The 25,842-nt window shown below is 67.5% G+C and carries 28 protein-coding genes; 8 read left to right on the plus strand and 20 right to left on the minus strand.

Annotated features, from left to right (window positions below):
- Positions 1-43 precede the first annotated feature (43 nt).
- The 3 genes from HMPREF2914_RS29265 (at position 44) to HMPREF2914_RS29275 (ending at position 3,175) form a co-directional block, all read left to right on the plus strand.
- On the plus strand, positions 44-841 hold the full coding sequence (locus HMPREF2914_RS29265; RefSeq protein ID WP_003084517.1) for a thiazole synthase: 798 nt from the start codon (positions 44-46) through the stop codon (positions 839-841).
- Positions 842-994: 153 nt separating this feature from the next.
- Entirely contained in the window at positions 995-1,666 is a 672-nt protein-coding gene (gene trmB / locus HMPREF2914_RS29270) for a tRNA (guanosine(46)-N7)-methyltransferase TrmB (RefSeq protein WP_074198336.1), read from the plus strand.
- Positions 1,667-1,828: 162 nt separating this feature from the next.
- Positions 1,829-3,175 carry a DUF1329 domain-containing protein gene (locus HMPREF2914_RS29275; RefSeq protein WP_003084522.1) on the plus strand — a complete coding sequence of 449 codons (1,347 nt, stop codon included), beginning with the start codon at positions 1,829-1,831 and terminating at the stop codon, positions 3,173-3,175.
- A 12-nt stretch (positions 3,176-3,187) separates the two neighbouring features.
- Here HMPREF2914_RS29275 and HMPREF2914_RS29280 read toward each other — a convergent pair whose 3' ends face one another.
- The 12 genes from HMPREF2914_RS29280 to HMPREF2914_RS29335 form a co-directional block, all read right to left on the minus strand.
- Entirely contained in the window at positions 3,188-3,445 is a 258-nt protein-coding gene (locus HMPREF2914_RS29280) for a hypothetical protein (RefSeq protein ID WP_003084524.1), read from the minus strand.
- Positions 3,446-3,506: 61 nt separating this feature from the next.
- Positions 3,507-3,830 carry a DUF3392 domain-containing protein gene (locus HMPREF2914_RS29285; RefSeq protein ID WP_003084525.1) on the minus strand — a complete coding sequence of 108 codons (324 nt, stop codon included), beginning with the start codon at positions 3,828-3,830 and terminating at the stop codon, positions 3,507-3,509.
- Positions 3,831-3,910: 80 nt separating this feature from the next.
- The gene (gene hemW / locus HMPREF2914_RS29290) at positions 3,911-5,065 is read right to left on the minus strand and encodes a radical SAM family heme chaperone HemW (protein WP_003117893.1); all 1,155 of its coding nucleotides are present in this window, start codon (positions 5,063-5,065) and stop codon (positions 3,911-3,913) included.
- A 121-nt stretch (positions 5,066-5,186) separates the two neighbouring features.
- Positions 5,187-5,780 carry an RdgB/HAM1 family non-canonical purine NTP pyrophosphatase gene (gene rdgB, locus HMPREF2914_RS29295; RefSeq protein ID WP_003084527.1) on the minus strand — a complete coding sequence of 198 codons (594 nt, stop codon included), beginning with the start codon at positions 5,778-5,780 and terminating at the stop codon, positions 5,187-5,189.
- The gene (locus HMPREF2914_RS29300; RefSeq protein ID WP_003084528.1) at positions 5,777-6,196 is read right to left on the minus strand and encodes a DUF4426 domain-containing protein; all 420 of its coding nucleotides are present in this window, start codon (positions 6,194-6,196) and stop codon (positions 5,777-5,779) included. Before HMPREF2914_RS29300 ends, rdgB begins: the two co-directional genes overlap by 4 nt.
- 131 nt (positions 6,197-6,327) lie before the next feature.
- A complete protein-coding gene (gene metW / locus HMPREF2914_RS29305) occupies positions 6,328-6,948 on the minus strand; it encodes a methionine biosynthesis protein MetW (RefSeq protein WP_003084530.1) in 621 nt (206 codons plus the stop codon).
- A gap of 7 nt (positions 6,949-6,955) precedes the next feature.
- On the minus strand, positions 6,956-8,095 hold the full coding sequence (locus HMPREF2914_RS29310) for a homoserine O-succinyltransferase MetX (RefSeq protein ID WP_003084535.1): 1,140 nt from the start codon (positions 8,093-8,095) through the stop codon (positions 6,956-6,958).
- A gap of 88 nt (positions 8,096-8,183) precedes the next feature.
- Positions 8,184-10,151, minus strand: a complete 1,968-nt coding sequence (locus tag HMPREF2914_RS29315; RefSeq protein ID WP_003084539.1) for a dynamin-like GTPase family protein — start codon at positions 10,149-10,151, stop codon at positions 8,184-8,186.
- Between the two features lie 107 nt (positions 10,152-10,258).
- Entirely contained in the window at positions 10,259-10,555 is a 297-nt protein-coding gene (locus HMPREF2914_RS29320) for a DUF167 domain-containing protein (protein ID WP_023980267.1), read from the minus strand.
- On the minus strand, positions 10,552-11,145 hold the full coding sequence (locus HMPREF2914_RS29325) for a YggT family protein (protein ID WP_003084544.1): 594 nt from the start codon (positions 11,143-11,145) through the stop codon (positions 10,552-10,554). The genes HMPREF2914_RS29320 and HMPREF2914_RS29325 overlap by 4 nt, the downstream gene beginning before the upstream one ends.
- Positions 11,146-11,155: 10 nt before the next feature.
- Positions 11,156-11,977, minus strand: a complete 822-nt coding sequence (gene proC, locus HMPREF2914_RS29330; protein ID WP_023092309.1) for a pyrroline-5-carboxylate reductase — start codon at positions 11,975-11,977, stop codon at positions 11,156-11,158.
- Positions 11,978-11,988: 11 nt separating this feature from the next.
- A complete protein-coding gene (locus HMPREF2914_RS29335) occupies positions 11,989-12,681 on the minus strand; it encodes a YggS family pyridoxal phosphate-dependent enzyme (protein WP_003084549.1) in 693 nt (230 codons plus the stop codon).
- A gap of 214 nt (positions 12,682-12,895) precedes the next feature.
- Between HMPREF2914_RS29335 and pilT the strand changes: the two genes are divergently transcribed.
- Together pilT and pilU are read left to right on the plus strand one after the other, a co-directional pair.
- The gene (gene pilT, locus HMPREF2914_RS29340; protein WP_003084552.1) at positions 12,896-13,930 is read left to right on the plus strand and encodes a type IV pilus twitching motility protein PilT; all 1,035 of its coding nucleotides are present in this window, start codon (positions 12,896-12,898) and stop codon (positions 13,928-13,930) included.
- A 177-nt stretch (positions 13,931-14,107) separates the two neighbouring features.
- Complete coding sequence (gene pilU / locus HMPREF2914_RS29345) at positions 14,108-15,256, plus strand: type IV pilus ATPase PilU (RefSeq protein WP_003110016.1); 1,149 nt, start codon at positions 14,108-14,110, stop codon at positions 15,254-15,256.
- A gap of 7 nt (positions 15,257-15,263) precedes the next feature.
- Here pilU and czcD read toward each other — a convergent pair whose 3' ends face one another.
- Positions 15,264-16,163, minus strand: a complete 900-nt coding sequence (gene czcD, locus HMPREF2914_RS29350; protein WP_003100957.1) for a CDF family zinc transporter CzcD — start codon at positions 16,161-16,163, stop codon at positions 15,264-15,266.
- Between the two features lie 154 nt (positions 16,164-16,317).
- On the opposite strand from czcD, the gene HMPREF2914_RS29355 reads away from it, so the two are divergent.
- From HMPREF2914_RS29355 to HMPREF2914_RS29365, 3 genes are all read left to right on the plus strand, one after another.
- Positions 16,318-16,722, plus strand: a complete 405-nt coding sequence (locus HMPREF2914_RS29355) for an NINE protein (protein WP_003084560.1) — start codon at positions 16,318-16,320, stop codon at positions 16,720-16,722.
- A gap of 242 nt (positions 16,723-16,964) precedes the next feature.
- Positions 16,965-18,338: a pyridoxal-phosphate dependent enzyme gene (locus HMPREF2914_RS29360; protein WP_003084562.1), complete on the plus strand. Its 1,374-nt coding sequence runs from the start codon at positions 16,965-16,967 to the stop codon at positions 18,336-18,338.
- Entirely contained in the window at positions 18,335-19,519 is a 1,185-nt protein-coding gene (locus HMPREF2914_RS29365) for a cystathionine gamma-synthase (protein ID WP_023092310.1), read from the plus strand. The genes HMPREF2914_RS29360 and HMPREF2914_RS29365 overlap by 4 nt, the downstream gene beginning before the upstream one ends.
- 226 nt (positions 19,520-19,745) lie before the next feature.
- On the opposite strand, the gene HMPREF2914_RS29370 is transcribed toward HMPREF2914_RS29365, so the two are convergent.
- From HMPREF2914_RS29370 to gshB, 7 genes are all read right to left on the minus strand, one after another.
- Positions 19,746-21,017, minus strand: a complete 1,272-nt coding sequence (locus HMPREF2914_RS29370; RefSeq protein ID WP_004365041.1) for a dihydroorotase — start codon at positions 21,015-21,017, stop codon at positions 19,746-19,748.
- Positions 21,014-22,018: an aspartate carbamoyltransferase catalytic subunit gene (locus HMPREF2914_RS29375; protein WP_003084569.1), complete on the minus strand. Its 1,005-nt coding sequence runs from the start codon at positions 22,016-22,018 to the stop codon at positions 21,014-21,016. Before HMPREF2914_RS29375 ends, HMPREF2914_RS29370 begins: the two co-directional genes overlap by 4 nt.
- Before the next feature lie 23 nt (positions 22,019-22,041).
- Positions 22,042-22,554, minus strand: a complete 513-nt coding sequence (pyrR, locus tag HMPREF2914_RS29380) for a bifunctional pyr operon transcriptional regulator/uracil phosphoribosyltransferase PyrR (protein ID WP_003084574.1) — start codon at positions 22,552-22,554, stop codon at positions 22,042-22,044.
- 111 nt (positions 22,555-22,665) lie between these two features.
- On the minus strand, positions 22,666-23,100 hold the full coding sequence (ruvX, locus tag HMPREF2914_RS29385; RefSeq protein ID WP_003084575.1) for a Holliday junction resolvase RuvX: 435 nt from the start codon (positions 23,098-23,100) through the stop codon (positions 22,666-22,668).
- Positions 23,100-23,669 (minus strand): YqgE/AlgH family protein, encoded by a 570-nt coding sequence (locus HMPREF2914_RS29390; protein WP_003084577.1) that lies wholly within the window; start codon positions 23,667-23,669, stop codon positions 23,100-23,102. The genes ruvX and HMPREF2914_RS29390 overlap by 1 nt, the downstream gene beginning before the upstream one ends.
- A 48-nt stretch (positions 23,670-23,717) precedes the next feature.
- Positions 23,718-24,611: a TonB family protein gene (locus HMPREF2914_RS29395; RefSeq protein ID WP_003084580.1), complete on the minus strand. Its 894-nt coding sequence runs from the start codon at positions 24,609-24,611 to the stop codon at positions 23,718-23,720.
- Between the two features lie 146 nt (positions 24,612-24,757).
- The gene (gene gshB, locus HMPREF2914_RS29400) at positions 24,758-25,711 is read right to left on the minus strand and encodes a glutathione synthase (protein WP_003110019.1); all 954 of its coding nucleotides are present in this window, start codon (positions 25,709-25,711) and stop codon (positions 24,758-24,760) included.
- Between the last annotated feature and the right edge of the window lie 131 nt (positions 25,712-25,842).

Here is a 25,842-nt window from a genome sequence, read left to right on the forward strand (position 1 = left end):
CCTTCCATCGGCCCCGCAAGCCTTTCCATCCAGGAGTCATCCGATGAGCCAAGCATCCAGTACCGATACCCCCTTCGTCATCGCCGGCCGTACCTATGGCTCGCGCCTGCTGGTGGGGACCGGCAAGTACAAGGACCTCGACGAGACCCGCCGGGCCATCGAGGCCTCCGGAGCGGAGATCGTCACGGTGGCGGTGCGGCGCACCAACATCGGGCAGAATCCCGACGAGCCGAACCTGCTGGATGTGATCCCGCCGGATCGCTACACCATCCTGCCGAACACCGCCGGCTGCTATGACGCGGTCGAGGCCGTGCGCACCTGCCGTCTGGCCCGCGAGCTGCTGGACGGGCACAACCTGGTCAAGCTGGAAGTCCTCGCCGACCAGAAGACCCTGTTCCCCAACGTCGTCGAGACCCTCAAGGCCGCCGAGCAACTGGTGAAGGACGGCTTCGACGTGATGGTGTACACCAGCGACGACCCGATCATCGCCCGCCAACTGGCCGAGATCGGCTGCATCGCGGTGATGCCGCTGGCCGGCCTGATCGGCTCCGGCCTGGGCATCTGCAACCCCTACAACCTGCGCATCATCCTCGAGGAAGCCAAGGTCCCGGTGCTGGTCGACGCCGGCGTGGGCACCGCTTCCGATGCAGCGATCGCCATGGAGCTGGGTTGCGAGGCGGTGCTGATGAACACCGCCATCGCCCATGCCAAGGACCCGGTGATGATGGCCGAGGCCATGAAGCACGCGATCGTCGCCGGTCGCCTCGCCTACCTGGCCGGACGCATGCCGCGCAAGCTGTATGCCAGCGCCTCGTCGCCGCTGGACGGCCTGATCGACTGATACCGACTACCTGGGGCGGGCTGTCCGCCGGATGCGGGAAGCGTCCGGCAGGCAGCCCGCCCTTCTGTCTCTAGCAAGGTTTTCTTTTCCATGAGCGATACCCCGCAATCCCCGGCCCAGGACTCCCTGGCGGAACACGACGAAGCACGGCCGATGCGCACCGTGAAGAGCTTCGTGATGCGCGCCGGGCGCATGACCGAAGGCCAGCAGCGTGGCCTCGACCTGGGCTGGCCGAAGTTCGGCCTGGAACTGAGCGATGAGGTTCAGGACTTCGACGCGATCTTCGGTCGCCAGGCGCCGCGGACTTTCGAGATCGGTTTCGGCATGGGCCATTCCACCCTGGAAATGGCCGCCGCCGCGCCTGACATCGACTTCATCGGCGTCGAGGTGCACAAGCCGGGCGTCGGCGCGCTGCTCAACGGCCTGCTGACCCAGGGCCTGGGCAACGTGCGGGTGTATAGCTGCGACGCGCTGGAAGTGCTGCGCCACTGCGTGGCCGACGCCAGCCTCGATCGGCTGCTGCTGTTCTTCCCCGATCCCTGGCACAAGAAGCGCCACCACAAGCGGCGGATCGTCCAGCCGGAATTCGCCGAACTGGTGCGGCGCAAGCTGAAGGTCGGCGGCGTGCTGCACATGGCCACCGACTGGGAGCCCTATGCCGAGCATATGCTGGACGTCATGAGCGCGGCGCCGGGCTACCGCAACCAGGCCGAAGACGGCCGCTTCGTACCGCGCCCGCAAGAGCGTCCGGTGACCAAGTTCGAACGGCGCGGGGAGCGCCTGGGACATGGCGTCTGGGACCTCAAGTTCGAGCGCATCGACTGACCCACCGCACCAGCGACGTACCCCTGGCGCCGAACCGGCGCCGGGACTCCAAGCAGACCGGGCACACCCGGCGGACCTCACCTTCAAGCTGCACGTTTCCCGGCTTCGGCCGGATCCAATAATAAGAGCGGCACGGCTCGGCCGGCTGCAAAGGAGACTGCTGTGTTGAAGAAACTGGGCATCCTGTTGCTCGGGGCCGGTTGCGCCTGGGCGGCGCAGGCCAAGGTAGACGAAGTCCAGGCCGCACGCCTGGACCAGGACCTGACCCCGCTGGGAGCGGAGCGGGCCGGCAACGCCGATGGCAGCATCCCGCCCTGGACCGGCGGCATCACCCAGGCGCCGGCCGGCTACCGGCCCGGCATGCATCACCTCGACCCGTTCGCCGCCGATCGTCCGCGCCTGGTCGTCGACAGCCGCAACATGGCCGCCTACCAGGCGCTGCTGACGCCGGGCACCCAGGCCTTGCTGCAGGCCAACCCGGACTACCACCTGCGGGTCTTCCCCACCCGCCGCAGCGCATCCCTGCCGCAGCGCCTGTACGACGCTACCCGCGCCAACGCCAGCCGCGCCGAGCTGATCGCCGACGGCAACGGCGTGCAGGGCGCTGCCGCCGGCGTGCCCTTCCCCCTGCCGCAGAGCGGCCAGGAAGCGATCTGGAACCACATCATGCGCTACCGCGGCGAGCAACTGCACCTGCAGACCAACCAGGCGGCGGTGCTGGCCAACGGCAGCTACAACCTGCTCAAGCTCGACCGCTACCTGTACTTCGTCTATGGCCGCGAGGGGATGATCCCGGAGAACCTCGACAACACGTTGTTCTACTACAAGTACAAGGTGGTCGCGCCGGCGCGCCTGGCCGGTTCGGCGCTGGTGGTGCAGGAAACCCTCGACCAGGTGCTGTCGATCCGCAAGGCCTGGCGCTTCAACCGTGGCGAGCGGCGCGTGCGGCGCTTGCCGACCCTGGCCTACGACAGCCTGCAGCCGGATACCAACGGCATGGCCACGGCGGACACCGTGGATGTCTACAACGGCGCACCGGACCACTACGAGTGGGCGTTGCTCGGCAAGCGCGAGATGCTGGTGCCTTACAACAGCTACGCGGTGCACCAGAAGGGCCTCGCCTATGGCGACATCCTCAAGAGCCGCTTCATCAATCCCGACCTGCTGCGCTACGAGCTGCATCGCGTCTGGGTGGTCGAGGCGACCCTGCGCAAGGGCTTCAGCCATCCCTACGCCAAGCGCCGCTTCTACCTCGACGAAGACAGCTGGCAGATCCTCGCCGCCGACATCTACGACAAGGATGGCGTGCTGACCCGGGCCCAGGAGGTCCATCCGATCAACTACTACGATGTGCCGCTGGTCTCCAGCACCCTGGAAGCGATCTACGACTTCAAGGGCGGCCGCTACTTCGTCGATGGGCTGGACAACAACGAGCCGATGTACGACTTCGGCGTACAGGTCGGGCCGCGCGACTTCACCCCGCAGGCGCTGCGCCGGGAGGGTAACTGAGGCGGACGGCCCTCAGACGATCAGCTCGGCGCCGCGCAGCGTGCCGTCGTCGTCCAGGCGCGCCGGCGCCGGGCTGATCTGCAGGTACTTGATGCTGTCCCGCGGGATCAGCAGCAGGTCGCCGTCGACCTCGACGCTGAGATAGGGCGTGTCCAGTTGCTGGCGGATGCTGCGGGCGACCTCGGCCGGGTCGTCCTGCTGGCGCGGGAAGCGCAGCGACAGGCGCTGGCCGTCGGTGAAATGCAGGTAGAGGTGCTTGATCGGTTTCATGCGGGCTCCCGGAGGCCATGACGCTCTTGGGGACGGTGCTGGCCGCCGGGAGACCGGGGGCTCAGCTGCGATCGGCGATCATGCCGATCACGAAGAACACTAGCAGGAGCACGGGCGCCAGGGTGTAGTTGTTGAAGTAGCCGAGGCCCTTGGCCAGCCAGGGGGTGACGAAGACCATCGCCAGGCCGTAGCCGACCGCGCAGATCAGCACGAACAGCAGGGTGCGGAAGACGAAGTTGAGGCTGCCGATGCGCTGCTGTACCCAGGCGTTGATCGCCGGGCCGAACAGCACCAGCAGGGTGGCCATGATGGCCAGGGAGATGTCCGACAGGTGGCTGCGGCTCCAGCGCGACAGGGTGGCGATCAGGTCCAGCGCGTAATCCATCGAGGGTTCCTTGTAACGAATCGGCGTGTCGGTCGGCGGAGTTTACCTGCCTGCCGGCACGGATGGGCGTGCATCCGTCGTCACGGCAGGAAATGTTGCAGCAGGTCGTTGAGGAACAGCTGGCCGCGTTCGCTGGGGCGCAGGCGCTGCGGGTCGTCGGCGAGCAGCCCGGCGTCGCGCGCAGCGGCGCAGGCATCGGCGATCGCCGCCAGTGGCTGGCCGGTGCGCTGCGGGTAGAGCGCGGCGGGGACGCCGTCGACCAGGCGCAGCACGTTCATCATGAACTCGAATGGCAGGTCGGCCGCTTCCAGCGGGCGCTCGCCGGCCTGGAAGGCCTTTTGCGGGTTGAGGTAGTCCTTCGGCAGGCGGGTCTTCCAGGTCCGCACGATGCGTCCGTCCGGCGCGCTCAGCTTGGCGTGGGCGCCGGCGCCGATGCCGAGGAAGTCGCCGAAGCTCCAGTAGTTCAGGTTGTGCCGGGCGCGCAGGCCGTCGCGGGCGTAGGCGGAGGTCTCGTACTGGCGGTAGCCGTGCTCGTCGAGCAGGGCCTGGCCGGCTTCCTGGATGTCCCAGAGGATGTCGTCCTCGGGCAGCTCCGGCGGCTGGCTCCAGAACACCGTGTTCGGCTCCATGGTCAGTTGGTACCAGGAGAGGTGCGTGGGGGCCAGGGCGAGGGCCTGGCGCAGGTCGGCCAGGGCGTCGTCGAGGCTCTGCCCGGGCAGGCCGTGCATCAGGTCGAGGTTGAAGTTGTCGAAGCCGGCCTGGCGCGCCATGTCGGCGGCGCGCACTGCCTCGGCGCCGTCGTGGATGCGCCCCAGAGCCTGCAGCTTGTCGGCCTGGAAGCTCTGCACGCCGATGGACAGGCGATTGATGCCGAGGCGCCGGTAGTCGGCGAACTTGACCTGTTCGAAGGTGCCGGGATTGGCTTCCAGGGTGATCTCGATGCCGTCGGCGAAGCCGACCCTGCGCTCGACGCCTTCCAGTAGCCGGCCCAGGGCCTTGGCCGAGAACAGGCTGGGCGTGCCGCCGCCGAAGAAGATCGAACCCAGGCGCCGGCCGTGGACATGGCGCAGGTCCTGCTCCAGGTCGGCGAGCAGGGCGTCGACATAGGCCTCTTCGGGCAGCTCCGGGCCAGCGGCGTGGGAGTTGAAGTCGCAATACGGGCACTTGCGCACGCACCACGGGATGTGCACGTACAGGGCCAGGGGCGGGAGCTGGAACGGGGTGGCTTGGGTCACGGGCGGGGCGGGGTGGGGGCGGTTTCGGGGCGCTATCGTGGCATGAGTTCGGCCAACCTCCAAGGCGGCCGGACGAAACGCCGTGCCGACGCCGCCCGGGGGCGGCGCCGGCGGCTGCGGCTCAGAGGCCCAGGCGCTGCTTGAGCAGGGCCATGGCGCGGGCCCGGTGGCTGAGGCGGTTCTTCTCCTCGGGCGCCAGCTCGGCGCTGGAGCAGTCGCGTTCCGGCACCCAGAACAGCGGGTCGTAGCCGAAGCCGTGGGCGCCGCGGGCTTCGCGAAGGATGCGGCCTTCCCAGATGCCCTCGCAGAGGATCGGCAGCGGGTCGTCGGCGTGGCGCACCAGCGCCAGCACGCTGACGAACTGTGCGCCGCGCTCGGCGTCCGGGACATCCTTCATGGCCTCCAGCAGCTTGGCGTTGTTCGCCGCGTCGCCCCGGCCGTCGGCATAGCGCGCCGAGTAGATGCCCGGCGCGCCGCCGAGGAAGTCCACCGCCAGCCCGGAGTCGTCGGCCAGCGCCGGCAGGCCGGAGAGGCGTGCGGCGTTGCGTGCCTTGAGGATGGCGTTCTCGACGAAGGAAAGACCGGTTTCCTCCGGTTCCACCTGGCTGAACTCGCCGATCGAGCGCACCTTCACGCTGGCGCCGAGCATGGCCTGGAGTTCCTTGAGTTTGCCGGCATTGTGGCTGGCCAGCACCAGCTGTTCGAGCTTGATCATTCGTCCGGGAAGATTTCCTTGTTGAAACTGAAGGTTTGCGCAGGTTCGCCCTTGGCCTCGACCTTGATGGTGAAGACCAGGGTCTCGCGCTGGCTGATCGGGAACTGCGCCAGGTTGTAGATGGCGCCTTCCTCGCTGACCCGGCGGAACTCCAGGGGGATGACCTTGCCGGTCAGGTCCTTGGCGGAGCCGGTCACGCTGGCCTCCACCGGCTTGCCTTTCTCCATCGGCACCACGTTGATCACGCCCTGCGCCTTGCTGCGTACCAGGCCGACCGCGCTGGCCACGTTGGGTTGGAGGAAGCTGGAGTTGAACACGTTGTAGTGGACGTCCAGGTCGCCGAAGCGCTGCACCTGCTCGGCGAGGACCGGCAGGCTCAGGCAGAGGCCGAGGACGAAAGCGGTGAAGCGGCGCATGGTGGTTTCTCCTGAAAGGTGGCATGGACGTTGTCCATGGTCTGCTGCCGGCGGCCTTGGCCGGCTTCGGCAGCGCTCTCCCGAGGACGAGCGGAGGGGCGCCCGGCCCTGGCCCGCAGCCTGGCGCGTTCCTAGACGGCGAGGTTGCGGGTCTGCACTCCGGGTCCGGTGACCCGGTAGATTCCAATCTCACCCAATAGATTAGGCCACAGCCGGCTGGCCCAGCCATGCCGGTGGTCACGGTCCACGGCCAGGCGGTCGAGCACGCGCATGCGCAACTGGCGGCACAGGCGCTCGAAGTCCTGGAAGGTGCAGAAATGGATGTTCGGCGTGTTGTACCAGGTATACGGCAGGAACTCGGAGACCGGCATCCGGCCGTTGCGCGCCAGGTACCAGCGGCAGCGCCAGTGGCCGAAGTTGGGGAAGGTGATGATGCAGGTCTTGCCGACCCGCAGCATCTCTTCGAGGATCTTGTCCGGATAGTGCACGGCCTGTAGCGCCTGGGTCATCACCACCACGTCGAAGCTGTCGCTGGCGAAGTTGCCCAGGCCCTTGTCGAGGTCCTGCTCGATCACGTTCACCCCGTTTTCGATGCAACGGGCGATGTTGTCGGGGTCGATCTCCAGGCCGTAGCCGCTGACCTGCTTGTGGTCGCGCAGCCAGGCCAGGAGTTCGCCGTCGCCGCAGCCGAGGTCGAGGACGCGGCTGCCGGCGGGAATCCATTCCTGGATGATTTCGAGATCGGCGCGCATCGGGTCCTCACACGCTGATGCGGTTCATGTAACCGCTGAAGGCTTGCAGGTACCGGGGGATCGGCATGAGGAAGGCGTCGTGGCCTTGCGGGGCGTCGATCTCCAGGTAGCTGACGTTCTTTTTCGCCGCGATCAGGGCGTCGACGATTTCCCGCGAGCGGGCCGGCGAGAAACGCCAGTCGGTAGTGAAGGACATCAGGCAGAAGTCCGCCTCGACGCCCTCCAGGGTGCGCACCAGGTCGTCGCCGTGGGCGGCGGCGGGGTCGAAGTAGTCCAGCGCCTTGGTCATCAGCAGGTAGGTATTGGCGTCGAAGCGGGTGGAGAACTCCTCGCCCTGGTAGCGCAGGTAGCTCTCGACCTGGAACTCGACGCTGTGCAGGTCGTAGTTGAGCTTCTCGGTCTTCAGTACACGGCCGAACTTGGCGCCCATGGCGTCGTCGGACAGGTAGGTGATATGGCCGACCATCCGCGCCAGCTTGAGGCCGCGCTTGGGAATCACGCCCTGCTCCTGGAAGTAGCCGCCGAGGAACTCAGGGTCGGAAAGAATCGCCTGCCGGGCGACTTCGTTGAAGGCGATGTTCTGCGCCGACAGCTTCGGCGCGCTGGCGATGCACAGGCAGTGACGGACGCGTTCGGGGTAGCTGATGGTCCATTGCAGCGCCTGCATGCCGCCGAGGCTGCCGCCGACCACCGCGGCCCACTGGCGGATGCCGAGGCGGTCTGCCAGGCGCGCCTGGCTATGCACCCAGTCTTCCACCGTAACCATCGGGAAGTCCGCGCCGTAGACCTTGCCGGTCGCCGGATTGATGCTGGCGGGGCCGCTGGATCCGTTGCAACCGCCGAGGTTGTTGAGGGCGACGACGAAGAACTTGCGGGTGTCGATCGGCTTGCCCGGACCGATGCAACTGTCCCACCAGCCCGGCTTGCGCTCGTCGACGCTGTGGTAGCCGGCGGCGTGGTGGTGGCCGGAGAGGGCGTGGCAGATCAGCACCGCGTTGCTCTGCGTGGCATTCAGCTCGCCGTAGGTTTCGATCACCAGGTCGTACTCGGCCAGGGACTTGCCGCTGGTCAGCTCGAGCGGTTCGTTGAAGTGCAGCGTCTGGGGGGAGACCAGACCGACGGAGTCGTCGGGGAAGACTGTGGGCATCGACCCTGCTCTCGAACAAAGGAGGGCGCCAGTCTAAAGAGCGTCGCCCCCAGCGGCAAGCGCGCTGGCGCGCGCCGTGGGAGCGGGGTCAGGCGCGCTGCGAGCCGGGCAGGTTGACCACCTTGGCCTGGCGCTGCAGGGGCGAGGGGCGGCGCAACTGGCGGAGGATGTCGCCGGCTTCGCGCAACTGTTCCTGCAATTCCTCGGCGAACCCGGCGAAGGCCTGGCTGCGCTGGCGTACCTGCTGGGTCTCCTGGGCCAGGCCCTTGAGGCGGAGCATGTGGCTTTCGAGCAACTGTTTGTTTTCCAGGGTGTGCTGCATCAGCGGCATCAGCGCGTCGTTGGCCCAGCGCTCGGTTTCCTCGCGCAAGCGCTGGTGCAGGCCGACCACCTCCTGCACCAGGGTGGCGAAGAAGCGCCGGGTCAGCAGGCGTTGCTCGGTAAGCACGGTCTTCAGCTGCAGGCGGAACTGGTCGCCCTTCTTCTTCAGTTGCAACAGTTCGCGCTGGTAGCGCTGGACCCGCAGCTGCGGCGCGTCGAGGGCGTAGAGCGGGTTCTCCTCGTTGTGCCGGCGGTAGATGGCGGCGACCATGCGGTTGGCCATGCCGGCCTCGTGCTCGAGGTTGTCGAGGTCGTGCTCCACCGCGCGGAAGAACGCCAGGATCGCCTGGTTGATGCCGACCGTGGTCAGGCTGCCGTTGAGGTTGCGCCGCACCTTCTGCAGGTGCTGTTCCATGCGTTCGCTGCGGATCGTCTCGCGCAGCGTCGCGCCCTGGTGCTGCAACAGGCGCTGGTTGGTCTTCAGGTTGAGCAGGCGGCGGTGGTGGCGGCCGTGGTCGTCCTTGGTCTTCGCGGTCAGTTCGAACAGCAGTTGGCCGCTGTCGCGCTGCTTGTCGTCGAGCAGCGCGCGCTGTTCCTCGACCTTCTCCAGGCGCAGGCGCAGCAGATGCTGGCTGTTGTGCAGCAGGCCGAGGACCTGGCCGAGCACGGCGTTCTCCAGCAGCGCTTCCTTCTGCGCGACGATGCGCTCGCAGAGCAGTGCTTCCAGCCGATCCAGGCGACTGCGTTCGAGCAGCGCCGGTTCGCCGCGGACCTTGGCCAGCAGCGCCTGCTTCGCCGACAGCGGCAGCACGTCGCCGCGCTGCAGGCCGAGCTGGCGGGCCGTGCCGTCCTGGATCAGGCGGATGGCGTTCTGTACGAAGCGCTCGCCGGAAAGGTCGTCCCAGAGCACGTCGATCTTGTTAAGCACGGCGAACAGGCTGCTGTGGCCGTCCTCGCGCAGTGGCTGGATGTACTTCTGCCAGATTTCCATGTCCGAGGCGGTGACACCGGCGTCGGCGGACAGCAGGAACAGGATCGCCTGGGCGTTGGGCAGCATCGACAGGGTCAGCTCCGGCTCGCTGCCGAGGGCGTTCAGGCCGGGCGTGTCGAGGATCCGCAGGCCCTGGCGCAGCAGCGGGTGGTCGAAGTTGACCAGGGCGTGGCGCCAGGCCGGGACGCGCACTTGGTCGGGTTCGTCGGCGGCTTCCAGGGCATCCGGATGGAAGCCGAGCTGGATCGCCTGTTCCACCGGCAGCGCCTTGGTCTTGGCGACCTGGGCGAAGGCCTGGGCCATGCCCTCCGGGTCGCCGGTGTCCAGCGGAATGTTCACCCAGTGGCGCGGCACGCGCTTGAACTGGGCGACGCTGGCGTCGGCCAGGCGCGTCTCGATCGGCAGCAGGCGGATGTAGCTGCGCTCGGCGCGCGGATCGTGGAACAGCTCGGTGGGGCACATGGTGGTGCGCCCGGCGTGGGACGGCAGCATGCGCTGGCCGTAGCCGGCGAAGAACAGGCTGTTGATCAGCTCGGTCTTGCCACGCGAGAACTCGCCGACGAAGGCCAGGGTGATGTGGTCCGCGCGCAGTTGGCGCAGGGCGCGTTCGAGCTTGGCCTCGACCGCCGGGCTGTTCAGCCGGCTGCGCTCCAGCCAGCCGCGATAGCGGGTGATTTCCCGCATCAGCTCGCGCTTCCAGGCGACGTAGGCGTCGATTTGATGGCTGAGTCTTTCCATGCTCATCCAGGGGCTCCAGGGCGCGGGACCGGCGGGGGAAGGATGGCGTGGATTATGCGGGGGAGCGGGGGAGCGTCAATTGGCCTGCTTCACATTCCTGCACGTAAGGTCGGTCAAGCGGGTCGAGCGGCGATCCCCAGTTCCTCCGGCAATCGGGTCGGACGGCGGATGCGCACCCGTTTCTGCCGGTTCAGCTCGCCGCTTTCGAGACTCACCAGGCTCTTGGCCACGCCGAAGGCCTTGCCGAGGAAGACCAGCAGATGGGCGTTGGCCTTGCCCTCCACCGGCGGTGCGGTGAGGCGGATCTTCAGGCGTTCGCCGTGCAGCCCGGCGAACTCGTCGCGGCTCGCCTTGGGCTGCAGGTGGCAATCGAGGAGCAGGTCCTCGCCGTCCCAGCGGTAGAAGCTCAGAGGAAGATGCTCAACTGCTGGGGCATGCCGGTCATGGCCGCCAGGTTGTTGATCACCAGCATGTCGATCAGCTTCAGCGCGAGGAACGCGAAGATCGGCGAGAGATCCAGTCCGCCGAGGTTCGGCAGGAGCTTGCGGAACGGCATCAGCAGCGGTTCGCAGATCTGGTTCACCAGTTGCGCGCCGGGGTTGTAGCTGCCCGGGGCGACCCAGGAAAGGATCACGCTGATGATCAGGGCGAAGAAGAACACCTTCAGGAACAGCGAGGTGACGGCGATGATCGACCAGATCAGCAGTTGCATGATGAAGCCGCCGACGCCGTAGCCCATCAGCATCAGGATCAGGATCATCAGCACCAGCTGGATCAGGATCGCCAGCACCAGCGAGGCCAGGTCGATCCCGCCGAAGCCGGGGATGATCCGCCGCAGCGGGTTCAGCAGCGGCTTGGTGGCGCGCACGATGAACTGGCTGAGGGGGTTGTAGAAGTCCGCGCGGACCAGCTGCAGGATGAAGCGCAGCAGCACGATCAGCAGGTAGAGGCTGCCGAGGGTCTGGAGGATATAGATAGCAGCGGTGTTGAGGCCGATCATCGACTACTCCTTATTGGCCAAGCTGTTCGGCCAGCTCGGCGGAGCGCTGGCTGGCGGCGTTCAGGGCCTGCTCCACCAGTGCTTCGAAGCCGTTGGCCTGGAAGGATTTGATCGCCGCCTCGGTGGTGCCGTTGGGCGAAGTCACCCGGCGCCGCAGTTCGGCCGGCTCGACCTCGCTGGACAGCGCCATCTGCGCCGCACCGAGGGCGGTCTGCAGGGTCAGGCGCGAGGCTGTCTGGCGGGACAGGCCGAGCTTCTCGCCGGCGTCGGTCATGGCCTGCATCAGCAGGAAGAAATACGCCGGGCCGCTGCCCGACACCGCGGTCACCGCGTCGATCTGCGCTTCGTCGTCCAGCCACAGGGCGATGCCTACCGCGGACAGCAACTGCCCGGCCTGCTCGCGTTGCGCGGCGCTGACCTGCGCGTTGGCGTACAGCCCGCTGGCGCCCTGGCGCAGCAGCGCCGGGGTGTTGGGCATGCAGCGGACCACCGGGCGCGGCTGGCCGAGCCAGGCTTCGAGGCTGGCGCAGGGGATGCCGGCGGCGATGGAGACGATCAGTTGCTCCGGCTTCAGCGCCGGCGCCAAGGCCTGGCACACGGCTTTCATGGCCTGCGGCTTGACCGACAGGACCACGACGTCGGCGTCGGCCACGGCCTCGGCGTTGGACTCGACCACGTCGATGGCGAACTCGCCGGCGATCTTCGCGCGTTGCTCGGCGCCCGGGTCGCTGGCGCGGATCTGCGCCGCCGGCACGCCTTGGGCGCGCAGGCCGCCGATCAGGCTGGCGGCCATGTTGCCGGCGCCGATGAACGCTATGCGGGGTGTGCTCATAGGGGATTCCTTCAAGAAGCCGGCGCGCCGTAGTCGCGGGCGCCGAACAGGGCGGTACCGATGCGGACCCAGGTCGCACCTTCGCCGATGGCTGCCTCGAGGTCGTCGCTCATGCCCATGGACAGGGTGTCCAGGCCAAGGTTCAGGTCCAGCAGCAGTTCGCGCAGGCGGGCGAACGCGGCGTGTTGCGCGGCGCGTTCGGCGGTGGGTTCGGGGATGGCCATCAGGCCACGCAATCGGAGGTTGGGCAGTTGCTTCACGGCCTCGGCCAGGGCCGGCAGGTCCTCGGGGGCGCAGCCGGACTTGCTGGCTTCGCCGCTGACGTTGACCTGCAGGCAGACATTCAGGGGCGGCAGCCCGGCCGGGCGTTGCTCCGACAGGCGCTGCGCGATCTTCAACCGGTCCACCGAGTGCACCCACTGGAAATGCTCGGCGATGGGCCGCGTCTTGTTCGACTGGATGGGGCCGATGAAGTGCCAGTTCAAGGGCAGGTCGGCCAGTTCGGCCTGCTTGCCGAGGGCCTCCTGCAGGTAGTTTTCGCCGAAGTCGCGAAGGCCGGCGGCGTGCGCCTCGCGCACCGCGGCGGCGGGCTTGGTCTTGCTCACGGCGAGCAGGCCGACCGTGGCCGGATCGCGCCCCGCAGCTTGCGCTGCCTCACGGATGCGTGCGGCAACCTTTGCAATATTCTCTGCTATCGTGGACATTACCTGCGCCCTATGGAAGTGCGGTCGGCGTCGGCTAGACGCCCTCGAAACCGCCGGCCTCGATGGCCATCTTCCTGTTCCAGTGTCGAGGTTCCGCGTCTGGCGCAGGACACCACGCGTGTCCTGGAAGCACCCTGGTTCATCCGGTGTTTTCCTTGTCCGAGACGGCGGCTTTGGCGGCATTCTACCTGCTTGCTTGTAATTGGGGAGTCCCATGGATATTACCGAGCTGCTCGCCTTCAGTGCCAAACAGGGCGCTTCGGACCTGCACCTCTCCGCCGGCCTGCCGCCCATGATCCGGGTGGATGGCGATGTACGCCGGATCAACCTGCCACCGCTGGAACACAAGCAGGTGCATGCGCTGATCTACGACATCATGAACGACAAGCAGCGCAAGGACTTCGAGGAATTCCTCGAGACCGACTTCTCCTTCGAGGTGCCGGGCGTCGCGCGTTTCCGGGTCAACGCCTTCAACCAGAACCGTGGCGCCGGGGCGGTATTCCGGACCATTCCCTCCAAGGTACTGACCATGGAGGAGCTTGGCATGGGAGAAGTGTTCAAACGTGTTTCAGACGTCCCGCGCGGGCTGGTACTGGTCACCGGGCCGACCGGTTCGGGCAAGTCCACCACCCTGGCGGCGATGCTCGACTACCTGAACAACACCAAGTACCACCACATCCTCACCATCGAGGACCCGATCGAATTCGTCCACGAATCGAAGAAGTGCCTGGTCAACCAGCGCGAGGTGCATCGCGACACCCTCGGCTTCAGCGAAGCGCTGCGCTCGGCGCTGCGGGAGGACCCGGACATCATCCTGGTCGGCGAGATGCGCGACCTGGAAACCATCCGCCTGGCCCTGACCGCGGCGGAGACCGGCCACCTGGTATTCGGCACCCTGCACACCACCTCGGCGGCGAAGACCATCGACCGGGTGGTCGACGTGTTCCCGGCCGAGGAAAAGGCCATGGTTCGCTCGATGCTCTCCGAGTCGCTGCAATCGGTGATCTCGCAGACCCTGATCAAGAAGATCGGCGGCGGCCGGGTGGCGGCCCACGAGATCATGATCGGCACCCCGGCGATCCGCAACCTGATCCGCGAGGACAAGGTCGCGCAGATGTATTCGGCGATCCAGACCGGCGGCTCGCTGGGCATGCAGACCCTCGACATGTGCCTCAAGGGCCTGGTCGCCAAGGGCCTGATCAGCCGCGAGAATGCCCGCGAGAAGGCGAAGATCCCGGAAAACTTCTGATCCTGGCGCCGATCCGCCGCGCTTCGCCCGAATCCCGGAACTGCGTCTAGGATTCAAGAGCGGGAGAGCGGTACCGTAGGCGCATTCCTACCTATCCTTGCCGGCGAGCGCGTCCAGCGCCCGCTCGCCCGCATCCGGCTCGCCGTCGCGGCGCGCCCCTGAGTGAGCGAGAACATCATGGAATTCGAAAAGCTGCTGCGCCTGATGGTGGAAAAGGGCGGCTCCGACCTGTTCATCACCGCCGGCGTACCGCCGTCGATGAAGGTCAACGGCCGGGTGATGCCGGTGACCAAGACGCCGCTGTCGCCGGAGCAGACCCGCGAGACCGTGCTAGGCGTGATGAACGAGCAGCAGCGCCGCGATTTCGCCGAGAACCATGAGTGCAACTTCGCCATCAGCGCCCGCGGCATCGGCCGCTTCCGGGTCAGTGCCTTCTACCAGCGCAACCTGGTGGGCATGGTATTGCGCCGGATCGAGACCAACATCCCGACCCTGGAAGAGCTGAAGCTCCCGGAAATCCTCAAGAAGCTGGCGCTGACCAAGCGCGGCCTGGTGATCTTCGTCGGCGCCACCGGCACCGGCAAGTCCACCTCGCTGGCGGCGATGATCGGCTACCGCAACAAGAACTCCACCGGGCACATCATCTCCATCGAGGACCCGATCGAGTACATCCACCAGCACCAGGGCTGCATCGTCACCCAGCGCGAGGTGGGGCTGGACACCGACTCCTTCGAGGTGGCGCTGAAGAACACCCTGCGCCAGGCGCCGGACGTGATCATGATCGGCGAGGTGCGCTCGCGGGAGACCATGGACCATGCCGTGGCCTTCGCCGAGACCGGCCACCTGTGCCTGGCGACCCTGCACGCGAACAACGCCAACCAGGCGCTGGAGCGGATCATCCACTTCTTCCCGGCCGACCGTCATGGCCAGGTGTGGATGGACCTGTCGCTGAACCTCAAGGCCATCGTCGCCCAGCAACTGGTGCCGACCCCCGACGGCAAGGGGCGGCGGGCGGTGATCGAGGTGCTGCTGAACACCCCGCTGGCCGCCGACCTGATCCGCAAGGGCGAGGTGCACGAGCTGAAGCCGCTGATGAAGCGCTCCACCGAGCAGGGCATGCAGACCTTCGACCAGGCGCTGTACCAGCTCTACACCCAGGGCGAGATCACCTACGAGGACGCCCTGGCCCACGCCGACTCGGCCAACGACCTGCGCCTGATGATCAAGCTCGGTTCGGAAAGCGACGCCGACCACCTGTCGAACCTGACCCAGGGCCTGAGCCTGGAAATCACCGACGACGACCCTGCCGGCCGGCGCTTCCGCTGAACCGTCTTCAGTAGGCCAGCGGCTCCTCGGCCTGGGCGCAGGCCGAGGTTTCCAGTTGCAGGGTGCTGTGTTCGATCTCGTAGCGGTCGTGCAGCAGCGCCTTCACCGTTCCCAGCAGCGCCTCGGCGTCGACCAGGGCCGGGTCGTAGACCAGATGGCTGGTCAGGCTGATCTTGCCGCTGGTGATCGACCACACATGCAGGTCGTGCAGCCCGGTCACGCCGGGAATCCCCAGCAGCGCTTCGCGCAGCTCGGCCAACTGGATTTCCTTCGGCACCCCTTCGAGCAACACATGCAGGCTCTCGCGCAGCAGGATCCAGGTGCGCGGCAGGACCCAGAAACCGATCAGCACCGCCACCAGCGAGTCGACCCAGGCCCAGCCGGTGAAACGGATCACGATCGCGGCGACGATCACCCCCAGCGAGCCGAGCATGTCGCTCCAGACCTCCAGGTAGGCGCCCTTGACGTTCAGGCTGTTGCCCTGGGCCGGCGCCAGCAGGCGCATGCTGGCCAGGTTCACCAGCAGACCGAGCACGGCGATCACCAGCATGCCCACGGACTGGATCTCCGCCGGCTGGTTGAGCCGCTCGTAGGCCGCGTAGAGGATATAGAAGGCCACGCCGAACAGCAGGAAGGCGTTGAACGCCGCGGCGAGGATCTCGAAGCGGTGGTAGCCGTAGGTCAGGCGATCGTTGGTCGGGCGCCTGGCGATGTTGATCGCGGCCAGGGCGATGGCCAGGGCCACGGCGTCGGTGAGCATGTGCGCGGCATCGGAGATCAGCGCCAGGCTGCCGGTGAGGATGCCGCCGACGACCTCGGCGACGAGGAAGCTTCCGGTCAGCAGCAACGCCCATTTCAGGCGGGTCGAGTTGGTCTGGGCGAAGCTGTGCTCGTGTCCGGCGCTCATGGCGGCTCCTGTGGGGCGGTGGCGGCAGCACCAGCCTACAGGATAGGCAATTGCAAAACTGTCATGCGCCGGGCCGCTCTGGCGCGGCGTCCGCCGCTCCGCTAACCTGCGGCTCAGGCGCGGCCGCAGCCGCGCACGGAACGAGGGGGGACGCATGACTCAACAGCACGACACCCATAGCAAGGCCATCGGCTACCTGCTGTGGATCTTCGGTTTCACCGGTTCGCACCGCTTCTATTACGGCAAGCCGATCACCGGGACGATCTGGTTCTTCACCTTCGGCCTGTTCTTCATCGGCTGGATCATCGACCTGTTCCTCATCCCGTCGATGGACCGCGAGGCCGACCGGCGCTTCCAGGGCGGCAACCTGGACTACAACGTGGCCTGGATCCTGCTGACCTTCCTCGGCGTGCTCGGCGTGCACAGGATGTACATGGGCAAGTGGATCACCGGGATCATCTACCTGTTCACCGGCGGCCTGTTCTTCCTCGGCGTGCTCTACGACTTCTGGACCCTCAACGGACAGGTGTCCGAGCGCAACGGGCCGCAGCGCATCTGAGGCTCGTCGCCAGACGCGAGAAGCCCGCCATCCGGCGGGCTTTTTCATGGGTGTCGCCGCGGTCGGCAGGGAATTCCTCCGGCGGGACTTAAGGAACCAAAGGTTCTAACGTTCTATCTGTAGGTTATTGGCGCCCGCGCGCGCCAGCCCCTATGGTCTGCAAGCCCCAGAACGGATAGGTGCAATGGCTCACGAGGCCGCGCACCGTATCGCTCCGTGCGGAAACACCGAAAGGAGAAAAGATGACTTCCGACTCACGCCCCGCCGTGCTCGACCTGATCGGCAACACCCCGCTGGTTCGCGTGACGCGCTTCGATACCGGCCCCTGCACCCTGTTCCTCAAGCTCGAATCGCAGAACCCCGGCGGCTCCATCAAGGATCGCATCGGTGTCGCCATGATCGAGGCCGCCGAGCGTGACGGCCGCCTGCGGCCCGGTGGCACCATCGTCGAGGCCACCGCCGGCAACACCGGTCTCGGCCTGGCCCTGGTCGGCCGCGCCAAGGGCTACCGGGTGGTGCTGGTGGTGCCGGACAAGATGTCCACCGAGAAGGTCCTGCACCTGCGCGCCATGGGCGCCGAGGTGCACATCACCCGCTCGGACGTCGGCAAGGGCCATCCGGAGTACTACCAGGACGTTGCCGCGCGCCTGGCGCAGGACATTCCCGGCGCATTCTTCGCCGACCAGTTCAACAACCCGGCCAACCCGCTGGCCCACGAGTGCGGCACCGGCCCGGAGCTCTGGGCGCAGACCGGCCACGATCTCGACGCCATCGTCGTCGGCGTCGGCTCCTCCGGTACCCTGACCGGCCTTACCCGGTTCTTCCAGAAGGTCCAGCCGGAGCTGGAGATGGTGCTCGCCGACCCCGAGGGCTCGATCATGGCCGAGTACTCCCGCTCCGGCACCCTGGGTACGCCGGGTTCCTGGGCGGTGGAGGGCATCGGCGAGGACTTCGTACCGGCCATCGCCGACCTCTCCAGCGTGCGCCATGCCTATTCCATCAGCGACGAGGAAAGCTTCGCCATGGCCCGCGAACTGTTGCGCGTCGAGGGCATTCCCGGCGGCTCCTCCACCGGCACCCTGCTGGCCGCGGCGCTGCGCTTCTGCCGCGAGCAGAAGGAGCCGAAGCGGGTGGTCAGCTTCGTCTGCGACACCGGCACCCGCTACCTGTCGAAGATCTACAACGACCAGTGGATGACCGACCAGGGCCTGCTGCAACGCAAGCACTACGGCGACCTGCGCGACATCATCGCGCGGCGCTTCGAGGAGGGCCGGGTGATCAGCGTCGGTCCGGACGACACCCTGCTCACCGCCTTCCAGCGCATGCGCCTGGCCGATGTTTCGCAATTGCCGGTGCTGGACGATGGAAAACTGGTCGGTGTGATCGACGAGTCGGATATCCTGCTCGGTGTCCACGCCGACGCGCCACGCTTCCGCGATGCGGTAAGCAGCGCGATGAACGCCGCGCCGGAGACCCTCGCGCCCGGCGCCAGCCTGGCCCAGTTGCAGGCGGTCCTGGACCGCGGCCTGGTGGCGATCGTTGCCGATGCCAGCGGCTTCCACGGCCTGATCACCCGTTTCGACCTGTTGAACCATTTGCGGAGAAAGCTCGCATGAGCCAGCACGACCAGCATCCCGACGCCCCGGCCCAGGCCTTTGCGACCCGGGTCATCCACGCCGGGCAGGCCCCCGATCCCTCGACCGGCGCGATCATGCCGCCGATCTACGCCAACTCCACCTATATCCAGGAAAGCCCCGGGGTACACAAGGGGCTCGACTACGGCCGCTCGCACAACCCGACCCGCTGGGCCCTGGAGCGCTGCGTGGCCGACCTCGAGGGCGGCGCCCAGGCCTTCGCCTTCGCCTCCGGCCTGGCGGCGATCTCTTCGGTGCTGGAATTGCTCGACGCCGGTTCCCACATCGTTTCCGGCAATGACCTCTACGGCGGTACCTTCCGCCTGTTCGAGCGGGTCCGCCGGCGCAGCGCCGGGCATCGCTTCAGCTTCGTCGACCCGACCGACCTGCAGGCCTTCGAGGCCGCGCTGACCCCGGAAACCCGCATGGTCTGGGTGGAAACCCCGAGCAACCCGCTGCTGCGCCTCACCGACCTGCGCGCCATCGCCCAGCTCTGCCGCGCCCGCGGCATCATCAGCGTGGCCGACAACACCTTCGCCAGTCCCTACATCCAGCGCCCCCTGGAACTGGGCTTCGACGTGGTGGTGCACTCCACCACCAAGTACCTGAACGGCCATTCCGACGTGATCGGCGGCATCGCCATCGTCGGCGACAACCCGGACCTGCGCGAGCGCCTGGGCTTCCTGCAGAACTCGGTGGGCGCCATCTCCGGGCCGTTCGACGCCTTCCTCACCCTGCGTGGGGTGAAGACCCTGGCGCTGCGCATGGAGCGCCATTGCAGCAACGCCCTGGCCCTGGCCCAGTGGCTGGAGCGCCAGCCGCAGGTGGCGCGGGTCTACTACCCCGGCCTGGCTTCGCACCCGCAGCATGAGCTGGCGAAACGGCAGATGCGTGGCTTCGGCGGGATGATCTCCCTCGACCTGCGTTGCGACCTGGCCGGCTCTCGGCGCTTCCTGGAGAACGTGCGGATCTTCTCCCTGGCGGAGAGCCTGGGCGGGGTGGAAAGCCTGATCGAGCATCCGGCGATCATGACCCACGCCAGCATCCCGGCGGAAACCCGCGCCGAACTGGGCATCGGTGACTCACTGATCCGCCTGTCGGTGGGCGTCGAGGCGCTGGAGGACCTGCAGACCGACCTCGCGCAGGCGCTGGCGAAGATCTGAGGCTCCGCAGGGAGCGGCGCCGACCGGCACGGCTGCCGGCCATCGGGTGTTCCCGGCGAGCATGCCTCGGCGGATAACGCTCCGCGTTATTCGCCCTGCCGTTGAGGCGGGTTGGTGGCAGAGGCTGGGATAGGGCGCCCGCCCCGGCAACGGATACGCCCCCGGAATCGCGAACGCGAAGATGAAAAAGCCCGCCGGATGGCGGGCTCTTTCATGGTGGCAGGGATCAACCCTCGTGGGTCAGGTGTCCGTCCACCAGGGTGTAGCGCACTCGTCCCGGCAGGCAGTGACCGACGAACGGGCTGTTCTGCCCCTTCGAGTACCAGCTCTCACCGGCCAGGGTCGAACCCTGCGGGTCGAACAGCACCAGGTCGGCGGCCTGGCCCACCGCCAGGCGCCCGGCAGGCAGGCGCAGGGCCTGGGCCGGGCCGTGGGAGAGGCGGGCGAGCAGGGTCGGCAGGTCGAGCAGGCCGTCCTGCACCAGCGTCATCGCCAGCGGCAGCAGCAGCTCGGCGCCGCTGATGCCCGGCTCGGTGGCGGCGAACGGCGCGTTCTTGGCGTCCGCCTCGTGGGGTTGGTGGTGGCTGGCGATGGCTTGTACCACGCCGTTCTTCACCGCCTCGCGCAGGGCTTCGCGGTCGGCCTTGGTGCGCAGCGGCGGTTGCACGTGGTAGAGGCTGGAGAAGCCCACCAGCGCTTCGTCGGTGAGGATCAACTGGTACAGCGCCACGTCGCAGGTCACCGGCAGGCCACGGGCCTGGGCCTGGGCGACGAGTTCGATGCCGCGGGCGCTGGTCAACTGGCTGAAGTGCGCGCGCACGCCGCTCTGTTCCACCAGCAGCAGGTTGCGGGCCAGGGCCACGGTCTCGGCGGTTTCCGGGATCCCCGCGAGGCCGAGGAAGCTGGCGGTCGGGCCTTCGTGGGCGAGGCCGCCTTCGGCGAGATCGGTGTCCTGCGAGGTGAAGATCACCGTCAGGTCGAAGGTCGCCGCGTACTCCAGGGCGCGCCGCAGGATGCGGTTGCTGGCGAAGCCATGCAGGCCATTGGTGAAGGCCACGCAACCGGTGTCGCGCAGGGCCACCAGTTCCGACAGTTGCTCGCCGCCGAAGCCGCGGGTCAGCGCGCCGATGGGGTAGACCTTGGCGTTGCCGGCCTCGCGGGCGCGGTCGAGGATCAGCTCGGCCACCGCCGGGGTGTCCAGCACCGGCCGGGTGTAGGGCGGGCAGCACAGGCTGGTGGTGCCGCCGGCCGCGGCGGCGCGGGTCTCGCTTTCGACGTTGCCCTTGCGTCCGTAGCCCGGCTCGCGCAGGGCGACGCTGAGGTCGACCAGTCCCGGCGCGGCCACCAGGCCGGCGCCGTCGAGGGTCTTCTGGGCGCTGAAGCCGGCCGGCGCGGCGCCGATGGCGACGATCTTGCCAGCCTCGATGTGGAGGTCGCCGACCTGGTCCAGGCCGCTGGCCGGGTCGATGACGCGGGCGCCTCGGATACTGATGGTCATTCGGCGTCCTCCTGTTCCAGCTGGCGTTGGGTGTTCTGGCCGCTCATGGCCATGGACAGCACCGCCATGCGGATGGCGATGCCGTAGGTGACCTGGTTGAGGATCACCGACTGGGCACCGTCGGCCACCGCCGACTCGATCTCCACGCCACGGTTGATCGGGCCAGGGTGCATGACGATGGCATCCGGCTTGGCCAGCTTCAGGCGCTTCTCGGTCAGGCCGTAGAGCTTGAAGAACTCGCCCTCGCTGGGTAGCAGGCCACCCTGCATGCGCTCGCGTTGCAGGCGCAGCATGATCACCACGTCGACGTCCTTCAGGCCTTCGTCGGCGTTGGTGAACACGCGCACGCCGTACTGCTCTTCCAGTCCGATCGGCAACAGGGTGCGCGGGGCGATCACGCGGATGTCCGGGCAACCCAGGGTCTTGAGCGCCAGCATGTTCGAACGGGCTACTCGCGAATGCAGGATATCGCCGACGATCGCCACCGATAGCTGCTCGAAGTTCCCTTTGTGCCGGCGGATGGTCAGCATGTCGAGCATCCCCTGGGTGGGGTGCGCGTGGCGGCCGTCGCCGCCGTTGATCACCGCCACGTTGGGGCTGACGTGCTCGGCGATGAAGTGCGCCGCGCCCGAGTCGCTGTGGCGCACCACGAACATGTCGGCGGCCATCGCCTCCAGGTTGCGCAGGGTGTCGGTGAGCGTCTCGCCCTTGCTGGTGGAAGAGGTGGATACGTTCAGGCTGATCACGTCGGCCGACAGCCGCTGGGCGGCCAGCTCGAAGGTGGTGCGGGTGCGCGTGGAGTTCTCGAAGAACACGTTGCAGACGGTCTTGCCGCGCAGCAGCGGGACCTTTTTCACCGCGCGGGCGCCGACCTCCAGGAAGGAATCGGCGGTATCGAGGATTTCGGTGAGCAGCTCGCGGGGCAATCCGTCGAGCGAGATGAAGTGGCGCAGCTGGCCCTGGTCGTTGAGCTGCAGCGGGCGCTTGGCGTCTGTCGGCATGGGGCAGGCCCTAGTGAAGAGGATCAGGAAGCGGAGGAAAGGACCTTGCGCTCGAGGGCGAGCGGTGCGGGACCGACCAATTTTACCCGTTCATCGCGACCCAGGGACAGGGTCTGGCCGACCACGTCGGGGCGGATAGGCAACTCCCGGGCGTTCAGGTCGAGCAGGCAGACCAGGGTCACGCTGGCCGGACGGCCGTAGTCGAACAGTTCGTTGAGCGCGGCGCGGATGGTGCGGCCGCTCATCAGCACGTCGTCCACCAGTACCAGGTGCTGGCCGTCGATCTCGAACGGCAGCGCCGACGGGCGGACCTGCGGATGCAGGCCGTTCTGGGTGAAGTCGTCGCGGTAGAAGGAGACGTCGAGGGTGCCCAGCGGCTCTTGGTTGCCCAGTTCCCTCAGCAGCGCCTCGGCGACCCAGATGCCGCCGGTATGGATGCCGACGAAGCGCGGCCGCTCGATGCCGCGCTCGGCGAGATGGGCGCGCAGGTCGCTGGCCATGCGCGGCAGGAGTTCGGCGGGATTGGGTAGGCTCATGGTGGCTCCTCGCTGACATCGATGGGATGGCCGCCGGGAGAGCCCGCTGTAGGGAGGCGCCCGCGGTGGCGAAAGCATAATGGCAACCGGCGGCGTGCCGGCTGCCATGGGTCAATCCGGGTGTTCGGCCAGCCAGCCTTCCAGCAGCAGGGCGGCGGCCAGGGCGTCCACCGGTCGCTCGCGGTAGCCGTCGCGCTGGCCCTGGGCCAGGCGCTCGCCCTTGGCGGCATAGGTCGTGAGGCGTTCGTCGTGGGTAAAGACCGGCAGGTTGAAACGGCCGTTGAGGCGGCGGCCGAACTTTTCCGCGCGCTCGCTCATCTCGCTTGGGCTGCCGTCCATGTTCAGCGGCAGGCCGACGACGATGGCGTCCGGCTGCCATTCCTTGATCAGCGCTTCCACCCGGTTCCAGTCCGGCACGCCGTTCTGCGCCTTCAATACGCACAGCTCGCGGGCCTGGCCGGTCACCGCCTGGCCGACGGCGACGCCGATCTGCCGGGTGCCGTAGTCGAAGCCCAGCAGCAGGCGCAGCGGCTTGTCGCTGGCCATCAGGCGTGACCGGCCTGGGCGGTGAGCAGGCTGAGGTTGACGCCCAGGCGCGCGGCGGCGGCGCTGAGGCGCTCCTCGGCCGGCAGGTCGAAGAGGATCGCCGGGTCCGCCGGGCAGGTCAGCCAGGCGTTGTCGCTCAGCTCGGCCTCCAGCTGGCCGGCTTCCCAGCCGGCATAGCCGAGGCTGATCAGGCTCTTTTCCGGGCCGGTGCCGGCGGCGATGGCGAACAGCACGTCCTGCGAGGTGGACATCGCCAGCTCGCCCAGTTCCAGGGTCGACTGGTAGCTCAGGCCGCTGGGATGGAGGACGAAGCCGCGGTCGGTCTGCACCGGGCCGCCGTTGTAGATGTCGATGTGCTGGCAGCGCGCCGGCGGCAGGGCGTCCGGCTTGAGCTGTTCGAGGACTTCCGCCAGGTTGAGGCCGCTGGGACGGTTGATCACCAGGCCCATGGCGCCCTGCTCGTTGTGTTCGACCAGGTAGGTCACGGTCTGGGCGAAATTGGGGTCGGCCATGTGCGGCATGGCGATCAGGAAATGATGCTTGAGGTAGGTTGGGCTGCTCTGTTTCATGGCCGCTAGTGTCCTGCTTCGGACGCGAGAAAGCCAGCCTTGCCGGCGCTACTTGCTGGACAGCCGGTCGCCGCGTTCGAAGCGCCAGGTACGGATGATCTCCAGCCGGTCGATGTCGGCCAGGTCGCCGCTGAACGGCGCATAGGGCGCGGCCAGGCGGACGATGCGCTGGGCGGCCTGGTCGAGGATCGGCTCGCCGGAAGACTCCAGCACCTGCACCTCGTAGATGGTGCCGTCGCGGTTGATCGACACCAGCAGCCGCAGGCTGCCGTAGAGCTTCTGCCGGCGGGCCTCGTCGGGGTAGTTGAGGTTGCCGATGCGTTCGATCTTCTTGCGCCAGTCTTCCTTGTACCAGGCGCCCTTGTCGCGCATGGTCGAGGCGGCGCTCAGGCGGTGGATGCGCGGGCGCTTGGCGTAGGCCTGCTGCTCCTTGGCCAGGTCGGCCTCGAGGCTGGCGATTTCCGCCGACAGCTGGGTTGAGTCGAAATGCGGCGCCGGCTTGGCGACCTGCTCGGCCTTCTGTGCCTGGGTCTTGCTCGGTGCCTTCTGCTGGCGCTGGCGGGTGGTGGTCACCGCGGCCTTGGGCGCCTCTTCGCTCCTGGCCTGCTTCGGCGTAGCCGGCGGCGCGACTTTCTTCACCTGGTTGTCCTGGAACGGCGCGACCTCGGTGGTCTTCGGCGCGGCCTTGTGCTCCAGGGTTCCGCTGCCCTGCTGGTTCATCTGCGCGAGGTAGTCGGCCTTCTCCGGCGCCTTGTCGCTCTTGAAGGTGGCCAGGGTGATTTCCAGGGTCTTGCTGATCTGGCTCGGCGCGGGCATGGAGAAGCCCACCCCGAGGATGAAGGCGACGTGCAGGATGGCTGCGATGAACAGGGTGAAGCCCAAACGGTCCGCCGGGCGGACGCCGGCAGCGGCGGAGGGGGACTTGAGGACGGCGGCGTTCATTGCGGATCGTGGTGGCTGGCGTGGGGCGAAGTCTGCCGATGGGGGGCGGAAAAGTCTATGACGCACTCCGCGCCTTGGACACGCGGTCGCTCGCCGTGGCGCATCGGCCGGGCCGAGGCGGGCGGACCGAGGCCCGCCCGCGCGATTCAGCGGGCAGCCAGCTGGGCGGCGATGGCGTCCATCAGCTTGTCGCCGATTCGGGTGTCGAAGGCCTGGTCGATCTCGCGGATGCAGGTCGGGCTGGTGACATTGATTTCCGTCAGATAATCGCCGATCACGTCGAGGCCGACGAACAGCAGGCCGCGCTCGCGCAGGTACGGGCCGACCTCGGCGGCGATCCAGCGGTCGCGCTCGCTCAGCGGCTGGGCCACGCCGCGGCCGCCGGCGGCGAGGTTGCCGCGGGTCTCGCCCTGGGCGGGGATGCGCGCCAGGCAGTAGGGCACCGGTTCGCCGTCGATCATCAGGATGCGTTTGTCGCCGTCCTTGATTTCCGGCAGATAGCGCTGCGCCATGATCTGCTGGCTGCCATGCTGGGTGAGGGTCTCGAGGATCACCGAGAGGTTCGGGTCGCCTTCGCGGTGACGAAATATCGACGAACCGCCCATTCCGTCCAGGGGTTTGAGAATGATGTCACGATGCTCGGCGGCAAACTCGCGCAGAATATCGGATCGCCGGCTGACCATCGTCGGCGGAGTGCACTGGGTGAACTGCGTGGCGAAGAACTTCTCGTTGCAGTCGCGCAGGCTCTGCGGCCGGTTCACCACCAGGGCGCCGGCACGCTCGGCCTGTTCCAGCAGGTAGGTCGAATAGACGAATTCGTTATCGAAGGGCGGGTCCTTGCGCATCAGGATCACGTCCAGTTCGTGCAGCGGTTGGTCGCTTTCCGCTTCCAGTTCGAACCAGCGGGAGGCATCGTTGAAGACCTTCAGCGGGCGCATGCGTCCACGCGCGACGCCGGCCTTCTGGTAGAGGTCCTGCTGTTCCATGTAGAACAGCGACCAGCCGCGGGCCTGGGCAGCCAGCAGCATGGCGAGCGAGCTGTCCTTCTTGAAGTTGATGCGCGCGATGGGGTCCATGACGATCCCGAGGCGTACGCTCATGGGAATTCCTCCGAAAGGGGGTGGGTTGTCCGGTCGCGGCGGGGAGGCCGCGTGGCAAGCGGGTTTGACGCTCAGGTTGGCGCCCCGTTTGCGCTTGGTCAAGGAAAAAGCCGGCCTGTTCCGGGCATTAT

The sequence above is a fragment of the Pseudomonas sp. HMSC067G02 genome, from assembly GCF_001813485.1.
GTDB classification, from domain to species: domain Bacteria; phylum Pseudomonadota; class Gammaproteobacteria; order Pseudomonadales; family Pseudomonadaceae; genus Pseudomonas; species Pseudomonas aeruginosa.

Excerpts from the sequence above, each read along its gene's own strand:
- HMPREF2914_RS29280 (WP_003084524.1), bottom strand. The coding sequence starts at position 3,445 with ATGAAACCGATCAAGCACCTCTACCTGCATTTCACCGACGGCCAGCGC.
- HMPREF2914_RS29365 (WP_023092310.1), top strand. The coding sequence starts at position 18,335 with ATGAGCCAGCACGACCAGCATCCCGACGCCCCGGCCCAGGCCTTTGCG.
- metW (WP_003084530.1), bottom strand. The coding sequence starts at position 6,948 with ATGCGCGCCGATCTCGAAATCATCCAGGAATGGATTCCCGCCGGCAGC.
- pyrR (WP_003084574.1), bottom strand. The coding sequence starts at position 22,554 with ATGAGCCTACCCAATCCCGCCGAACTCCTGCCGCGCATGGCCAGCGAC.
- HMPREF2914_RS29285 (WP_003084525.1), bottom strand. The coding sequence starts at position 3,830 with ATGGATTACGCGCTGGACCTGATCGCCACCCTGTCGCGCTGGAGCCGC.
- HMPREF2914_RS29355 (WP_003084560.1), top strand. The coding sequence starts at position 16,318 with ATGACTCAACAGCACGACACCCATAGCAAGGCCATCGGCTACCTGCTG.
- HMPREF2914_RS29325 (WP_003084544.1), bottom strand. The coding sequence starts at position 11,145 with ATGATCGGCCTCAACACCGCTGCTATCTATATCCTCCAGACCCTCGGC.
- HMPREF2914_RS29300 (WP_003084528.1), bottom strand. The coding sequence starts at position 6,196 with ATGCGCCGCTTCACCGCTTTCGTCCTCGGCCTCTGCCTGAGCCTGCCG.
- trmB (WP_074198336.1), top strand. The coding sequence starts at position 995 with ATGCGCACCGTGAAGAGCTTCGTGATGCGCGCCGGGCGCATGACCGAA.
- HMPREF2914_RS29375 (WP_003084569.1), bottom strand. The coding sequence starts at position 22,018 with ATGCCGACAGACGCCAAGCGCCCGCTGCAGCTCAACGACCAGGGCCAG.
- HMPREF2914_RS29310 (WP_003084535.1), bottom strand. The coding sequence starts at position 8,095 with ATGCCCACAGTCTTCCCCGACGACTCCGTCGGTCTGGTCTCCCCCCAG.
- HMPREF2914_RS29265 (WP_003084517.1), top strand. The coding sequence starts at position 44 with ATGAGCCAAGCATCCAGTACCGATACCCCCTTCGTCATCGCCGGCCGT.
- HMPREF2914_RS29390 (WP_003084577.1), bottom strand. The coding sequence starts at position 23,669 with ATGAAACAGAGCAGCCCAACCTACCTCAAGCATCATTTCCTGATCGCC.
- HMPREF2914_RS29315 (WP_003084539.1), bottom strand. The coding sequence starts at position 10,151 with ATGAGCATGGAAAGACTCAGCCATCAAATCGACGCCTACGTCGCCTGG.
- proC (WP_023092309.1), bottom strand. The coding sequence starts at position 11,977 with ATGAGCACACCCCGCATAGCGTTCATCGGCGCCGGCAACATGGCCGCC.
- pilU (WP_003110016.1), top strand. The coding sequence starts at position 14,108 with ATGGAATTCGAAAAGCTGCTGCGCCTGATGGTGGAAAAGGGCGGCTCC.
- pilT (WP_003084552.1), top strand. The coding sequence starts at position 12,896 with ATGGATATTACCGAGCTGCTCGCCTTCAGTGCCAAACAGGGCGCTTCG.
- HMPREF2914_RS29370 (WP_004365041.1), bottom strand. The coding sequence starts at position 21,017 with ATGACCATCAGTATCCGAGGCGCCCGCGTCATCGACCCGGCCAGCGGC.
- HMPREF2914_RS29395 (WP_003084580.1), bottom strand. The coding sequence starts at position 24,611 with ATGAACGCCGCCGTCCTCAAGTCCCCCTCCGCCGCTGCCGGCGTCCGC.
- HMPREF2914_RS29360 (WP_003084562.1), top strand. The coding sequence starts at position 16,965 with ATGACTTCCGACTCACGCCCCGCCGTGCTCGACCTGATCGGCAACACC.
- gshB (WP_003110019.1), bottom strand. The coding sequence starts at position 25,711 with ATGAGCGTACGCCTCGGGATCGTCATGGACCCCATCGCGCGCATCAAC.
- rdgB (WP_003084527.1), bottom strand. The coding sequence starts at position 5,780 with ATGATCAAGCTCGAACAGCTGGTGCTGGCCAGCCACAATGCCGGCAAA.
- HMPREF2914_RS29335 (WP_003084549.1), bottom strand. The coding sequence starts at position 12,681 with ATGTCCACGATAGCAGAGAATATTGCAAAGGTTGCCGCACGCATCCGT.
- ruvX (WP_003084575.1), bottom strand. The coding sequence starts at position 23,100 with ATGGCCAGCGACAAGCCGCTGCGCCTGCTGCTGGGCTTCGACTACGGC.
- czcD (WP_003100957.1), bottom strand. The coding sequence starts at position 16,163 with ATGAGCGCCGGACACGAGCACAGCTTCGCCCAGACCAACTCGACCCGC.